The sequence below is a fragment of the Streptomyces europaeiscabiei genome, from assembly GCF_036346855.1.
Lineage (GTDB): Bacteria > Actinomycetota > Actinomycetes > Streptomycetales > Streptomycetaceae > Streptomyces > Streptomyces europaeiscabiei.
In genome coordinates this window covers 2,592,865-2,606,677 of sequence record NZ_CP107841.1, presented here as the reverse complement: position 1 = coordinate 2,606,677, position 13,813 = coordinate 2,592,865, and the positions used below count along the sequence as shown (strand labels likewise).

Annotated in this window: 16 protein-coding genes and 3 pseudogenes; 11 read left to right on the top strand and 8 right to left on the bottom strand. The window is 68.8% G+C overall.

Annotated features, from left to right (window positions below):
* Positions 1 to 295: 295 nt before the first annotated feature.
* Both OG858_RS11300 and OG858_RS11295 read right to left on the bottom strand, forming a co-directional pair.
* Positions 296 to 481: pseudogene (locus tag OG858_RS11300) on the bottom strand (MBL fold metallo-hydrolase); the annotation flags it as partial.
* A 317-nt stretch (positions 482 to 798) separates the two neighbouring features.
* Positions 799 to 1,596 (bottom strand): hypothetical protein, encoded by a 798-nt coding sequence (locus OG858_RS11295; protein ID WP_319317471.1) that lies wholly within the window; start codon positions 1,594 to 1,596, stop codon positions 799 to 801.
* Between the two features lie 425 nt (positions 1,597 to 2,021).
* On the opposite strand from OG858_RS11295, the gene OG858_RS11290 reads away from it, so the two are divergent.
* The 3 genes from OG858_RS11290 to OG858_RS11280 all read left to right on the top strand — a co-directional run bounded on the left by OG858_RS11290 (position 2,022) and on the right by OG858_RS11280 (position 5,334).
* Positions 2,022 to 3,137 (top strand): tyrosine-type recombinase/integrase, encoded by a 1,116-nt coding sequence (locus OG858_RS11290; RefSeq protein ID WP_328544943.1) that lies wholly within the window; start codon positions 2,022 to 2,024, stop codon positions 3,135 to 3,137.
* A gap of 607 nt (positions 3,138 to 3,744) precedes the next feature.
* Positions 3,745 to 4,437 (top strand): hypothetical protein, encoded by a 693-nt coding sequence (locus tag OG858_RS11285; protein WP_328544944.1) that lies wholly within the window; start codon positions 3,745 to 3,747, stop codon positions 4,435 to 4,437.
* A gap of 24 nt (positions 4,438 to 4,461) precedes the next feature.
* On the top strand, positions 4,462 to 5,334 hold the full coding sequence (locus OG858_RS11280; protein WP_319261070.1) for a hypothetical protein: 873 nt from the start codon (positions 4,462 to 4,464) through the stop codon (positions 5,332 to 5,334).
* Positions 5,335 to 5,517: 183 nt separating this feature from the next.
* Here the strand turns inward: OG858_RS11280 and OG858_RS11275 are convergent, their stop codons facing one another.
* Entirely contained in the window at positions 5,518 to 5,835 is a 318-nt protein-coding gene (locus tag OG858_RS11275; RefSeq protein WP_328544945.1) for a hypothetical protein, read from the bottom strand.
* A gap of 161 nt (positions 5,836 to 5,996) precedes the next feature.
* Here OG858_RS11275 and OG858_RS11270 point away from each other — a divergent pair.
* From OG858_RS11270 to OG858_RS11255, 4 genes and pseudogenes are all read left to right on the top strand, one after another.
* Positions 5,997 to 6,821 (top strand): annotated as a pseudogene (locus OG858_RS11270) (IS630 family transposase); the annotation flags it as partial.
* A gap of 55 nt (positions 6,822 to 6,876) precedes the next feature.
* Positions 6,877 to 7,446 carry a maleylpyruvate isomerase N-terminal domain-containing protein gene (locus OG858_RS11265; RefSeq protein WP_328544946.1) on the top strand — a complete coding sequence of 190 codons (570 nt, stop codon included), beginning with the start codon at positions 6,877 to 6,879 and terminating at the stop codon, positions 7,444 to 7,446.
* Between the two features lie 145 nt (positions 7,447 to 7,591).
* Positions 7,592 to 7,792, top strand: coding sequence for a site-specific integrase (locus tag OG858_RS11260; RefSeq protein WP_319261078.1), 201 nt, complete (start codon positions 7,592 to 7,594; stop codon positions 7,790 to 7,792).
* Between the two features lie 151 nt (positions 7,793 to 7,943).
* Entirely contained in the window at positions 7,944 to 8,081 is a 138-nt protein-coding gene (locus tag OG858_RS11255) for a hypothetical protein (RefSeq protein ID WP_319261081.1), read from the top strand.
* A gap of 103 nt (positions 8,082 to 8,184) precedes the next feature.
* On the opposite strand, the gene OG858_RS11250 is transcribed toward OG858_RS11255, so the two are convergent.
* The 4 genes and pseudogenes from OG858_RS11250 to OG858_RS11235 form a co-directional block, all read right to left on the bottom strand.
* Positions 8,185 to 8,316: a hypothetical protein gene (locus tag OG858_RS11250; protein WP_319261083.1), complete on the bottom strand. Its 132-nt coding sequence runs from the start codon at positions 8,314 to 8,316 to the stop codon at positions 8,185 to 8,187.
* Between the two features lie 325 nt (positions 8,317 to 8,641).
* Positions 8,642 to 8,824 (bottom strand): annotated as a pseudogene (locus OG858_RS11245) (MBL fold metallo-hydrolase); the annotation flags it as partial.
* Between the two features lie 202 nt (positions 8,825 to 9,026).
* On the bottom strand, positions 9,027 to 9,797 hold the full coding sequence (locus OG858_RS11240) for a hypothetical protein (RefSeq protein WP_319317462.1): 771 nt from the start codon (positions 9,795 to 9,797) through the stop codon (positions 9,027 to 9,029).
* A gap of 67 nt (positions 9,798 to 9,864) precedes the next feature.
* Positions 9,865 to 10,290, bottom strand: a complete 426-nt coding sequence (locus OG858_RS11235) for a nuclear transport factor 2 family protein (RefSeq protein WP_319065961.1) — start codon at positions 10,288 to 10,290, stop codon at positions 9,865 to 9,867.
* 111 nt (positions 10,291 to 10,401) lie between these two features.
* Between OG858_RS11235 and OG858_RS11230 the strand changes: the two genes are divergently transcribed.
* On the top strand, positions 10,402 to 11,010 hold the full coding sequence (locus tag OG858_RS11230) for a TetR/AcrR family transcriptional regulator (protein ID WP_319065959.1): 609 nt from the start codon (positions 10,402 to 10,404) through the stop codon (positions 11,008 to 11,010).
* A 315-nt stretch (positions 11,011 to 11,325) separates the two neighbouring features.
* Here the strand turns inward: OG858_RS11230 and OG858_RS11225 are convergent, their stop codons facing one another.
* Entirely contained in the window at positions 11,326 to 11,964 is a 639-nt protein-coding gene (locus OG858_RS11225; protein ID WP_327723830.1) for a type III effector protein, read from the bottom strand.
* 128 nt (positions 11,965 to 12,092) lie between these two features.
* On the opposite strand from OG858_RS11225, the gene OG858_RS11220 reads away from it, so the two are divergent.
* The 3 genes from OG858_RS11220 to OG858_RS11210 all read left to right on the top strand — a co-directional run bounded on the left by OG858_RS11220 (position 12,093) and on the right by OG858_RS11210 (position 13,523).
* A complete protein-coding gene (locus OG858_RS11220; RefSeq protein ID WP_086747823.1) occupies positions 12,093 to 12,524 on the top strand; it encodes an Hsp20/alpha crystallin family protein in 432 nt (143 codons plus the stop codon).
* Positions 12,525 to 12,626: 102 nt separating this feature from the next.
* The gene (locus tag OG858_RS11215) at positions 12,627 to 13,022 is read left to right on the top strand and encodes a DUF2267 domain-containing protein (RefSeq protein ID WP_328544947.1); all 396 of its coding nucleotides are present in this window, start codon (positions 12,627 to 12,629) and stop codon (positions 13,020 to 13,022) included.
* Between the two features lie 57 nt (positions 13,023 to 13,079).
* Positions 13,080 to 13,523, top strand: coding sequence for a DUF2267 domain-containing protein (locus OG858_RS11210; RefSeq protein WP_086747825.1), 444 nt, complete (start codon positions 13,080 to 13,082; stop codon positions 13,521 to 13,523).
* Positions 13,524 to 13,813 lie beyond the last annotated feature (290 nt).

Below are 13,813 nucleotides of genomic sequence, written 5' to 3'. Positions count from 1 at the left end.
CACGTCCTGTTTGTCGAGGTCACATGGCTCATTGTCCGCATTCTGGGAACGTGTGTTGCATTCCTGTGAACGCTCGGGCGGGGCCGCCGGCCGAGGGCGGGGATTGGAGGCCGGCGGCCCATCCGCGCGGGAGCCGTCATCCCGTGCGGACCTGCTTCCAGTGGACTACGCCACGGCGTGCGCCGGGAGCGCGCGCGTGGCATCGGTGCGTGCGTTCGATTCACACGGGGCGCGTGAGAGCGTGCTCGCGCCCCCTGTCGGTCGACTCACCAACTTCCTTACGGCATCGTGGAGTTCACCAGCCCCGCGCGCGCCACTCCGGCAGGTGTGGGCGCTCGGCGCCGAGCGTCATGTCGTTGCCATGGCCCGGATGGACCCATGGCTCGTCGGCCAGGGCTTCGAAGATCTTCGTCTCCACGTCGTGGATCGGACTGGCGAACGCCTCCGGGTCCTTGCGGGTGTTGCCCACTCCGCCCGGGAAACCCCGGTGAGCTGCACGTGCTCTCACCGCGGCCCGCCGCATGCAGCACCCCAAGAAAGGGCCCGAGGCAACCCGCCTCGGGCCCTTTGGGTGCGGGCGGCCGCCGATGACGTACCGGACAGCCCCGGTCGGGCTGGTCAGTCGTCCAGGGGCCGAGGTGTCTCCTCCGCACGGCAGGCCCCGCACACGCCGGCCCCGGACTCCCAGCTCTGCCCTCAGGGGCAAAGCAGCAACGAGTGATGCTCAGGCCCTGGTTCGACGAGGGGGCATGGGCCCGGTTCGCGTACTCGCGGCGGGCCTTGCGCTATGCCGGGAACTCACACACCGCCCTCAATGAGGGTCCAACCCGAGGAGACCTGGGACAGCGGGCCGACGTTGGTGTAGTTGCCGTTCACCAGCGTCGAGGTCCAGGCCGTGCCGTCGTCCTTGTAGAAGAACAGGCTGTCCGAGGTCCGGCCCACCTTGTTCCAGATGCCGGAAGTCCCGATCTTCTGGAAGGAGATGCCGGTGCCGTTGGTGGCCTTTGACACCCGGAACTCGAGTTCGCTGCCCGCCCTGGCCCACGACAGCACGGAGTCGCTCGTGGCGGTCAACTCCCCCAGGAAGTCGTCCCTCGGAATGCTGCCCTTGTCCGTGTAGACGCCGCCGGAGAGGGCGCCGTACGCCACATTGCTCCACGGGAACTCGTGAGAACCGTGCCGGGCCGCCGCGACCAGCGTGTCGTGGGAAGAGGCCATGGTGCCCCAGCCCGAGCTGAAGTCGTCGTAGACGCGGACCTGCTGAAACGAGCCGTTCATGAGGGTTCCTGTTACTCCGCGGCCGGTCGTGTTGTAGAAGATCACGGAGTCGGCGGACGCCTCGATGAAAGTCCAGTTCGGGGCGAAGCCGTAGGTCTTGACGCGGGTGTACGTGCCGCCCGTGAAGGTGCCGACCTCCCCGGCCCCGGTGCCCTGGTTGTAGAGCAGCAGCGAGTCGCGGCTCGCGGCGCCGTGCGTGTATCCGGTCGGGAGGCGCAGCATCGCCTTGGCCTGCCAGCGGCCGCCGGAGAGAGTGCCCGTGCCGGCTTGACCGTTGTCGGACCTGTAGAACAGGATCGAGGTGTTCGGGGTGGTCATGGTTGCTCCCTCTTCCTCATACTCGAACGCGCGTGGCGCGGCGGGACTTGGCGGGGCACGCGCCGCGCGCGTTGCGGTCTGCAGGAGGACGACGCCCCTACGCGTGGACCGGCCAGCCACTACTGCCCGCAGGCCCGGCCGTCGCTGCTGGGACGCTCTCAATTCATTCTGTGCCGCGGGGAGTCGCCCCGCACCTCGGCACAGCGCTGTCGGGTGCGCCGACCCGTCGCAGTCCTCCGCGCACGGCGTGGACGCGATCAGGTACGCGACCGGAGGCCGCTCCTGCTCCTGGCGGCTGTCGACGGGGCGGCGGCGCGCGGCGGCTGTTGCCGAACTCGTACATCGACGTACACCGGAGGCCACCGTTGCCGCGTCTGACTCTTGATAATGTTCCTTCTCTAGAGCCAGAACTGAGCGAGGACCACATGGGTGGAACGGCGCGTCAGTTGGCTGTCATCACGGCGGCCGCCGACGTCGTCGACGCCGAGCTGGTGGACGACGAGACGGCCGGCGCCTCGCTGTTCGTCCACACGGACCGGGACCGGCACCTCTCCGCCGAGACTGTCGCCGCCATCGAGGCGAGCGTCGCCGACTCGACCCGCCGCGCGTACGGCACGGACCGCGACGCGTTCACCGCCTGGTGCGCCCAGGAGGACCGGACAACCGTCCCCGCGTCCGCCGAGACGATGGCGGAGTGGGTCAGGCACCTGACCGTCACACCCCGGCCCCGCATGAACCGGCCCGCCGGACCGTCGACCATCGAGCGAGCCATGTCCGCCGTGACCTCCTGGCACGAGGAGCAGGGACGGCCGAAGCCGAACATGCGCGGCGCCCGGGCCGTCCTTAACGCCTACAAGGACCGGCTTGCCCAGGAGAAGGCGGAGGCTGCACAGGCACGGCAGGCGACCGCAGCTCTCCCGCTGCAGATCCGCGCCATGCTCGCCGGGGTCGACCGCTCCACCCTCGCCAGGAAGCGGAACGCCGCCCTGGTTCTGCTCGGCTTCGCCACGGCGGCCCGCGTCTCCGAGCTGGTCGCCCTGGACGTCGCCACCGTCACCGAGGCGGAACACGGACACGACGTGACGCTGTACCGGAAGAAGGTCCGCAAGCACACCCCGAACCCGATCCTCTACGGCACCGACCCGGCCACCTGCCCCGTGCGGGCGCTGCGCGCCTACCTCGCCGCCCTTGCTGCCGCCGGGCGCACCGAAGGCCCGCTGTTCCTCCGCGTCGACCGGTGGGACCGCATCGCCCCGCCGATGACCCGGGGCGGCCGCACCATCGGGGACCCGGCCGGGCGGATGACGGCGGAGGCCGCCGCCGAGGTGATCGAGCGCCTGGCCGTCGTCGCCGGCCTTTCCGGCGACGGGTCCGGGCACTCCCTGCGCCGTGGCTTCGCCACCGCCGCCCGCGCCGCCGGACATGACCCGCTGGAGATCGCCCGCGCGGGCGGATGGGTCGACGGCTCCCGCGTTCTCGCCCGGTACATGGACGACGTCGACCGCGTGAGGAACAGCCCGCTTGTCGGCATCGGCCTTTGACCGCTCCGGAGGACTACGCCGACCGGAGCGCGGCAGCACAGTCGGAGCACTTCCAGGGCCTCATGTTGGGAGGCAGCCATCGCGCCCGGTCCCGGGGGCTGGTAGTTCACCCGTTCCTGGTGCCGCGTGTACCGCCTTGATGAACGACAGCGGTCGCCCGGGCCGAAGTCCTCCGACAGTTCCTTGCGTAGCTTGCGCAACACGACGATCGCCATGTGGCCGCCTTCGGCCCTGACCGTCTACTGACTTGTACTGCGTGAAGTCGTGGGGTGCTGACAGGTCGTGATCGTCGCGGTACACCACGGTCATGAGGTACGCGCAGGGTGGTGGGCTGACTGCCGAGCGGAGGGCATGGGGCAGGTCGAGTGCGGCAGGATAGATGACCAACGAGGCCCCCGAGCAACGTGATTGAGACGTCAGACATCTCGATCAACAGCCCGAGGGCCTCGCTCGTTGCGCTTCGTCAGCCGTCACCTGATCGGTGACCAGCTCGAAGAAGCTCAATGGTCATAAAAGCTAACCCGAATAGCGGTTTCAGTCGAAATTGACACCGCATATTTTCCCTTAGAGGCTGGCGAGAAGGAGACCGCCGGATCGGGAGGTTTCAGTGAGAGACGCGAAGAACCGTCGCAGTGGTGAGCCGGGCAGAGTACTGCTCGCGCTTTCCCTGCTGTGTGCCATCGTCGCCCCCCTCGCCGGTTGTTCCACGACGGACGATCAGCCATCAGGGCAGGAAGTATCCGCAGACGGGACCTCGACCCCAACGTCCGACGAGCAGAGGAAAGAACAACAGGAGCAGGAAAAGAGGGACGAACAGCAGGAGGAGGAAGAGAGGGACGATGGGGGCTTTAGCCGCGCTGGCCGGCTCTCCGACACTTTTGGTGGGGGGTGGCCGTTCTACATCAAGGAGGTGCTCAATCCGTCGGCGACGGAGTATGTGGGGAAAGTCACTGCCGTCGACTGCACCTCTGGTGAGGACAGACCCGCAACGCCGCCGAGCCAGACCGTCACTGTGCCACCCCAAGGGGAGGCTGAAGCGTCGTTCGAGTTCTCGACTGAGAACGTGACGTCGAGCCCGCGCCAAATCTGCGTCACCCTGACCGATGAGGGCGGCGTCAGGGACGAGACCGTTGACCAAATGGAGGCGTTTATCACAGGAGAGGACGAAACTACACCCGACACCGATGCCTCGCCGGACACGGACACGGACACGGACACGGACACGGACACGCCGACACCCACAGGTGACGGAACAACCCCCGGCGAGCCTGACTCTGACGCCTCCGACGACCTCGGCTGAGCCTGCCCAGAGGAAGGGGACGGCATGGCCGACGACAACTCCGGTGCGGAAACATCTTCGTGGGGCAATTGGGTCAGCACACTCGCCACTATCGCCGCCCCCACCACGTTCATCGGGGCTCTGCTGCTCTACTTCGGCTTCGCCTACACCGACGCACTCTATGGGTACTTCGGCGTCGATGCTGCAACACTCGGTTTCTCCACCCAGGACTATGCGCTGCGCAGTGCTGGAGCCCTGTATGTGCCGGCCGGAACCGCACTCACTGTCGCATTGGCCGGTGTCCTGATGTACTACGCCGTCTGTGCCCTAGGAAACCGAACCGCGCCGCTACCATCCCGAGTTCAACTGTTTCCGCATGTACTCTCAGCCTGCGGATTAATCCTCTTCCTGCTCGGTATGCTGGGCGGCTTCCGGGTGTGGCGAGCTGGGGCTATGGACACACCGCTGCTGCTCGGTGGGGGCCTCGTGCTGCTCATGTACGGCAGAGTGCTGTCCTTTAAGCTCGTTGGCGCCGACTACCCGGTCGCGCGCGAACGGCTGGCGTTGGCCCTCGTCGTGGCCTTGGTCGCGTTGTCCTCATTCTGGGCGGCCCACGTTTACGCGAAGAACCACGGTTTCCACGACGCGGAATATCTCGCCGATCACCTGTGGCTGCGCCCCGCAGTGACGATCGACACCACGGAACGCCTCTACTTCAACCATCAGCAGGTCCGCGAAACAATCCTGCCCGCAGCCGCCCCGAACCAGGAGTTCCGATATCGCTACGACGGTCTGCGTCTTCTCGCGGAAGCCAACAGTCGGATGTTCATCATCCCGCAGAACTGGGCGGTGACCGACGGCAGCGTGCTCGTACTTCCAACAGACCGCAGAATTCGGGTCACATTCCGCCCAGGCTGAAAGACCGGCCGATGAATCTGCGCCACCACATCGCCCCGGCCGTGTAGGGGCCGCGGGCCTTCGTGACGGCGCGCTCCGGTCAAAGAACCTGGAGCGGGGCGACGATGGCGACGAGCGCGGTAGTCAGCTGCGGGGACAGTCCCACGTCAGGGCTCCGTCGTTCTCGCGATCGGCTGGGAATGATCACGTGAGTCCGAGGATCGCCAGCGGCCGGGTAATGTACCGCCCGTGATGGCGCAGGCCCTCGGCGATGTTGTCCCGCCCCGCCAGGCGGAGTGCGCCGATGGCCAGGTTCCGCAGGGAGGCCATCGCCCGCGGTGCGCTGCCGGTCCGCACCCGCGAGGCATCCTCCCCGAACGTCACATCCCTGACATGGTGCTTACGATTCTCGATGGCCCAGTGCCCGCGCACGCGTTCCGTCAGGTCAGCGGCTGTCGCCTGGTGAACCGTCAGGCTGGTGATGGCGTAGACGCGTTCGAGTGACACCTTCCCGGTGCGCACCGTGCGCCGCCGGCGGACGATCTGCAGTGCCTGGCCGGCGTGCGGGAACGGCAGCCTCGCACAGTGACGGCCTTCAATCGAAGGTCACCACCGCACCGGTCAGGTCCAGCGGGTCCAGCAGCGGCCGGAACGCGGTGATGCCATGGCGTGGCCGCCGCGCAGCGTCTGGCCGAAGCAGCAAGCTCGGTCAGCTCTTCACCCGCTGGTCGATCCGCAAACTCGCCGCCTACCTGCGCCGAGTCCACGGACGCGTCATCCGCATCGGCCGGGAAGCCTTACGGTGCCTGCTCCGCCGCCGCGGCATTACCTTCCAGCGCACCAAGACCTGGAAGGAATCTCCCGACCCCGAGCGCGACGCCAAGCTCGACCGGATCGAGCACGTGCTGGAGCACTTCCCTGGCCGGGTGTTCGCCTTCGACGAGTTCGGGCCGCTGGGGATCCGGCCCACCGCGGGCTCTTGCTGGGCGAAACAGGGCAGGCCCGACCGGCTGCCGGCGACCTACCGCCGCACCCACGGCGTCACCTACTTCCACGGCTGCTACTCCGTCGGCGACGACCGGCTGTGGGGCGTCAACCGCCGCCGCAAAGGCACCGCCAACACCCTGGCGGCGCTGAAGTCGATCCGCGCCGCCCGACCCGACGGCGCCCCGATCTACATCATCTTGGACAACCTCTCCGCCCACACCGGTGCGGACATCCGCTGCTGGGCGAAGAAGAACAAGGTCGAGCTGTGCTTCACCCCGACCTACGCCTCCTGGGCCAACCCGATCGAGGCCCACTTCGGACCGCTGCGGCAGTTCACCCTGGCCAACTCCCAGCATCGCAGCCACCCCGCACAGACCCGGGTCCTGCACCGCTACCTGTGCTGGCGCAACGCCAACGCCCGCCACCCCGACGTGCTCGCCGCGCAACGCCGAGAGCGTGCCCGCATCCGCAGCGAGAAAGGCATCCGCTGGGGCGGACGTGCCAGATGCCTGGCAGCGTGAAGGATCGACAACCGGCACAGCCCACTGCCACAACACGGACCGCGAGGAGCTCTGCATGGACCATCAGGACGTCGACGCCGCCGTGGCAGAGATGCTGCGGGTGCTTGGCCCCCATACCGCCGAGGACTGGACGGTGCCGGCGGGGCCGCTCGAATGGACCTGCTGGCAAACAGCAGCCCACATCGGCCACGACCTGCTGGCCTACGCAGGGCAGCTGGCAGCACAGCCCGCCGACGCCTACCTTCCCATCGACCTGAACGTTCGCCCCACTGCCTCGCCGGCCGAAGTACTCCAGGCCGTCACCGCCTGCGGCGGACTGCTCAGCAGCGCCCTGGCCACAGCCAGCCCGACCCTGCGGGCCTGGCACTGGGGCCCGTGCGACCCCGAAGGGTTCGCGGCGATGGGCGTCGCCGAAACACTGCTGCACACCTACGACATCACGCAGGGACTGTCCGTGGACTGGCTACCACCAGCACCGCTGAGCACAGCAGTACTCAACCGGCTCTTCCCCGCCGCCCCGCCCGGAGACCCCACCTTGGTACTCCTCTGGTGCACCGGCCGCGGAGAACTCGACGGCCTCCCTCGCCAAACCTCATGGAGGTGGGAAGCAGCACGCTCGGACTGATCGAGCTGACCCCGGCGAACCCTCCCGGTCACAGCACTATGCAGGGAAGATCTCGATCGATTACCTCGCCGCCCTCACAGCCGCCGGCCTCTCCGGCGGCTCACTGTTTGTCCGCGTCGACCTCTGGTGCCGCATCGCCCCGCCGATGACCCGGCACGGCCGCATCATCGTGGACCCGGCCGGGCGGATGACCACTGAGGCCGCCGCCGAGGTCGTCGAGCGCCTGGCCATCGCCGCTGGCCTCTCCGGCGACTGGTCCCGGCACTCCCTCCGCAGCAGCTTCGCCACTGCCGCCCGGGCTGCCGGGCACGACCCGTTGGAGATCGCGCGCGGGCGGATGGGTTGATGGTTCCCGCGTCCTGGCCCGGTACATGGACGACGTGGACCGCGTGGAGAACTCCCCGCTGGTCGCGTCGGCCTGTGACGCAGGTCACGGCTGGGTCGTACTGTGCTGGGCCCTTCTTCCCGCAGAAGGGGTGAGGAAAGAGGTGATGACCATGAAGTGCACCATCTGCGGCCACCCCGGCAGCCACGCGGTTCTGCTCGATCCGCCGGACCAACCGCTCCCGACGCGCTGCCTCACGCAGTGTGCCCGCTGCCGCCAGGAGGCGGCTGCCGAGCAGCAGGAGGACTGAGCGCCTGGCGCCCTGCCGACCGACCGGCGGGGCGCACCCCCCGCCGAGTTACGGCCGCGGACGACGCCCGCCGTCGTCCGCGGCCGCCCGGTCCGATGCCCCATCAGGTCGTCAGCGCCGCCTCGTGCGGGTAGCCGATGGCCGCGCGCGGCGCGTTCCACATAACGCGGTCGGCCGCCGCTTCCTCGTCCTGGTCCAGTTCGACGGAGGCCCAGCCCTCGGTGTACCGCAGCACCTTGGACAGCAGCTCGTGTCGGCGGCGCCGTGCGGGCCCTCGAAGGGCGAGTGCAGGACCGGCGACAGCTCTCGCCGCAAGCCCCTCGACCCCAACGGCCCGCCGTTCTGACCTGTCAGGTCACCCGACCGAATCACCACCCGGCCCAGGAGACCGCAACCCATGGAACCGTCCCCCCGCCTCCGGCGGTCACGGCTGCTGGCGTCAGCGACGGAGCTCTGGACGCCACCGTCCGTGGGCATCACGCTCCCCGAGCGCCGGCGGGCCCGAACGCGCGTTCGCCCCCGCTTCGGTTTCGAAACGGGGGCGGTCGTCGTCGGACGGGTTACCAGCCTCGTGCGCGCCACTCCGCGAGGTGGGGCCGCTCCGTGCCGATGGTGGTGTCGTTGCCGTGGCCGGGGTAGATCCACGTCTCGTCGGGCAGGACGTCGAAGACCTTGGTCTCCAGGCCGTCCATGAGGGAGTTGAACTCTTCCGGACGTGTTGTCCTTCCAGGATCGCCCGGGAAGCCTGGGGGTGCCTGCGACCGCGAGCTCTGGACTGCTTGGCTCTGTTCGCGAGAGGGATTCTGGCGCAGATCTCGGGGAGCGGTTGCGGAGTGTCACCGCGACAACAGCGTGACTCGACACCCACCTCACCGAGCCATCCGCTTTCGGCCTGCCCTGGAAAACATTGAACTCGTTCTTCAGATACCCATCCAGGCAGCCGGCTCAGGTGTTCTGTGTCGCCTCACGTGCCTCGGTGAGGGCTCGCTGCCTGAGGTTGCCGCCGAACAACTGAATCGTGGTGGCGGCCAGGATGTCATCCCTGCCGATGGTCCGCCCGTCCCCCCTGCGGGCGGACAGGGCCCGGAGGGAATCCTTGAGGAACGGAGGTGGGGCCGGTTCGCCCGACGTCACCAGGGTGACCGCACCGAAACGTTTGACCCCGCCCTCGCGGACGACCATGGCCGCGTCCCGGGCGAGGTCCGTCAGGAACACGCTCGCGATTCCGTCCAGGTCGCGGACCATCGCCGGGACGGCCGTCGCCCCTCGGCTCCGCAGCAGCTTCTTGACCCCGGCCTCGAACCTGTGGGCGCCGACCACGGCACTCGGTTTGTGCGACCTGCTGCGCTTACGAGAAGGCACGATGACACCCTCGGCGTCGTACAGGACACCGGTCAGGCCTCGAAACGTCGGGCTGTGGTCGTACCATTTGTCCCCCACCTCGAGCTCGACGTTCCGGTCGATCGCCGAGAGAAGGTCCCCGGGAATCAGCTTCTTCCGGGCCTCCTCCGCCGCCGCTCTCTTCGCGCCGTCGATGATCTCCGTCAGCACTGTCCGCGTCACCGACGCGGCGGCCCACGCGGCCGACCGAGAGACGTGCATCGAGGTCACGTCCCTGAACACCGCTTTGACGAGAGAAGGCTTGAACGGCGAGACATCCATGACCGAGGCGGTCTCGGGACCGCTGCGCTCAGGGCGTGCGGGCTGTGCGGTCATCGGAAGAAACGCTCCCTGATCTGATCGGTCATGTGCCCCCCTTCTCGGATCCGGCGGTCCGGGTCCGCTACGGGAGGGGGCGCTCTGTCATCTGCGCGATCGCGGTTGCCTGGGACCAGACCGCTTGCCACTGGCCGTCTGCGTTCTCATAGGTGTCGGTGTGCCAGTAGCTCGCGCGGGGTACCCGGTGGTGCTTGAAGATCACCTCCAGCGTGGCCTGGTAGCGGATGACGGCTGCGTTCCCGTGAATGCGGACGTCGATGGGGCCGGGTTCCCATTCCACGTAGTCGATGTCTCCGGTCGCGATCGCCTGGAGGTATGCGTCCTTGGGCAGCACGTGGCCGACGGGGGTGACGAGCTGGAAGTCGGGTGCGTGCAGCTCGGAAGCGGCACGGATGTCGCCTGCGACGAGCGCTCGGAGCCTGGCCCGCTCGACGTCGCGGATCTGCTCGGCGATCGCACCACCGGCCGGGACGGCTGCTGTCTGCGTCATGGGGCCTTTGCTCCTGATGGGTTGAGGGGCCGGGCACTGAGTATGGAACCCGAGATGACCAGCCAAATTGGACTCGTTGACGCTGGGAGTCCATTGCGTCAGGATCACAGCATGGCAGACGACCGAACGGAACACATCCTCGATGCCGCACTGACCGCCTTCTGTCGGTACGGCTACGGCAAGACCACCATGCAGGACGTGGCCCGTGCCGCCGGGATGTCCCGGGCTGCCCTGTACCTGCATTTCCCCAGCAAGGAAGATCTCTTCCGGGCAGGGTCCCGCCGGGCGCACTCCCGGGCACTCGGCGAGGTGGACACTGCTCTCACCCAGCAGGGCGACGTGCTGTCCCGAGTCGATGCCGCGATGGCCGCCTACTTCGAGGGACTCCTGGCACAGATCTCGTCGAGCGTGCACGGCGGGGAAGTCCTCGATGCGAGTCTCGACGTCGCCGGGGACATCGCCGGCGAGGCCCATGCGGCCCTGGTCGTCCGGCTCGCCTCCGCGCTGCATACCGCCGCGGCAGCGGGAGAAGTGCAGTTCTCGACCTCCGACGCGACCGCCGAGGACATCGTGCTTCTCCTCCTCGCGGTCGCGGACGGGCTGAAGAAGACGAGCGCGGACCCGCAGTTGCGGCAGCAGCGGAGGGCGTTGTTCCTCCGTCTGGTGCACGCGGGAATCGCACCCCTGCGTCAGCCCCTCACAGAAGGCGACGCCCCGTGATGACTTCCCTGCGCTCTCCGCGCCCGTACCCGACACTCCAGGGCCCGCCATGGCGAACCAGGGTGACCAGACCGTCCCCGCCAGGTGGTCGAGATGACCGTGAGCACGACGAGGGGCCGGGTCCGGAGGGCTCGTGCCCTGGGGGAGAGTGAAGCGAGCTCCCATGTCAGACCAGAGCATTACCCCATGTGACAGATGGGGCAGTCCGGAGGGGACACGGTGATCCCTGCTCACCAGCTCCTCGTTCGAAGAAGCGCGGAGTTGTGTCACGTGACGGCAGGGGATCTTGCGCATGCCTTGGGACAACGGGTGGGTTCAGGGGGGTGTGAGGGTGTCGAGCCGGGCGGCGAGGTCGGGGTGGGCGGCGGCCAGGTAGGGGCGGGTGGCGGTCAGGGGGGCGAGGAGGTAGGCGGGGTCGTCGTGGGCGAGGGCCGCGTGGAGCTTGTCGAGCGGGCGGCGAGCGGCGGCGGGCAGGTCGGTGAGGGCGGTGATCTGGCCCGCGATGCGGCGTAGGTCGGCGGCGTTGGCACGGGCCCGGGCGGCGGTGGTGCGTTCGACGGCACGGGCCTGGCGGGTGGCCGTCACGCGCTGCTCGCCAGTGGTTCCGGCGGGGCCGGGCCGGCCGCGCAGGTAGCGGCGTTCGGCTGCCTGACGGCTGGCGACGCCGAGGGGGTGAGCGAGGTCGGCCCAGCTGGCGCCCGCGTCGCGGGCGGTTTCGATCAGGCCGGTCTCCCATCCGGCGAGCAGCTCGCGCACCTGCCGCAGCAGCATCAGGGAGGCCAGCGCCTGCTCCGGCCCGGGACCAGGTCCGGCCCCGTCGGGCATGTCCGGAGAGTCCCGATGGGCGTCGCGCAGGGCGCCGTCTATGGCGTTCAGGGCCGCCACGGCGGCGAGGAACGACGCCGGGCTGTGGGCGTTCGTGCTGGTCGTGGCCGGCTGGTCGGCTGTGGTCACAGACACCTCCCTCGGATCGTCATCATGTAGACGACATCGTGTTTGTCATCCATTGGATGACATGTTACAACGGTGTCAGTGAGGCGCATTGGCAGTAACTGCCTGAACCTGCTGGAGGTGTTTTCACGATGTTGATGCGCACTGACCCCTTCCGTGAGCTGGACCGGCTGACGCAGCAGCTGATGGGCCCGGGTACCTGGTCGAAGCCGTCGGCGATGCCGATGGACGCCTACCGCGAGGGCGACGAGTACGTGGTGGCCTTCGACCTTCCCGGCGTCACCGCGGACGCGATCGACATCGACGTCGAGCGGAACATGCTCACCGTCAAGGCCGAGCGGCGGCCGGTGACGAAGGCCGACGATGTACAGATGGAGCTGTCCGAGCGGCCGCTGGGCGTGTTCTCCCGCCAGATCGTGCTCGCCGACACCCTCGACACCGAGCACATCAAGGCCGACTACGACGCGGGCGTGCTCACCCTGCGCATCCCGATCGCCGAGCGCGCCAAGCCCCGCAAGATCTCCATCGGCGTCGGGACCGGCCGCAAGGAGATCTCCGGCTGACACCGGACGGACCGGTGCGGAGGACGGGCACCTGATCTCCCCCTCACCCCGTCCTCCGCCCTCCCGTGGCAGTCCGAGAAACAAGGAGGCGTGGGGGCCGACATGACTCTGCGACGCGAAGCGTTCCTCGACAACGTGAAGGAACGCGGCGAATACGGCACCGCGGAGGAAGCCGAGCGCGCGGCCCGCGTGGTGCTCGCCCTGCTCGGCGCGCACCTGGTCGGCGAAGTCCGCGCCCAGCTCGCGGCGCGCCTGCCGGAGGGCTTCGCCCTGATCCTGCTCAACCCGCTGCAGAGCGCCGAACCGCTACCCCCGGAGCGGTTCGTCCGGGCGACCGCCGCCTGGATCGAGGGCGCCACCGAGCAGACCGCCACCTGGGACGTCAGCGCCGTGCTGTCCACCGTCGCCGACGCCGTCGGCGATGACCTGCTGGGGCAGATCCTGCTCCAGCTCCCCGTCGGCTACGACCTCCTCTTCGGCCGTCCCCGGCCCACCTGACCCATACCTCGGTGCCGCGCACCGGCACCCTGGCTCCCATGAAAGGCATGCACCGCAGTGATCACCGACGTGCGCGAACCGCTTGAGCACCGGCACTCGTACTCGACGGCGTACGAGCAGATGCTGGAGAAGGTCCGCTACGAAGGCGCCTACCCCACGCGTGAGCGAGCCGACGAAGCCGTCCGCCTGGTCCTCTCGGGCCTGGGGCGCCGGCTCACCGGCGACGAACGTGTCGATCTCGCCGCCTGTCTGCCCCCGGAGGCCGCACGTGTCCTGACCGCACAGATCCCCGACCCCCAGCCCCTGACCGGCTGGGCCTTCGTCAAGGACCTCGCCGCCCGCACCGGCGCCTCCCTGGCCACCACCCGCTGGGACACCGGATCCGTCTTCTCCGCCGTCGCCGCCCACGCCGGCCCCGACCTCATCACCCGCATCCTGGGCCGACTCCCCACCGGCTACGCCCTGCTGTTCGGCCGCGCCGAACTCACACCCGCCGCGTAGCCGGCGACGTGCGGGGCGGACGCGACCCCACCGCCCATACGTCGGGGCCTGGGGCCATGGCGTGCCCTTCCAGCACAGGTCACCGAACTTCTCTCCCCGGTCCGGCGCGGGGTGACCGGGCCGGACCTCGACGAGCCTGCGTTCGGCACGCTCGATGATGGGCGCCCAGCCCGTGCCGCGCGCACTGAACTGACGGTGCCGGACTGGGCCCGTGGCCCGGGCGCGGAGGGCGGCGGTGTACTTCTCGCCGGTGGCCGCCTGGCGTCGGCGGGCCTTCTGCGCCGTGGTCG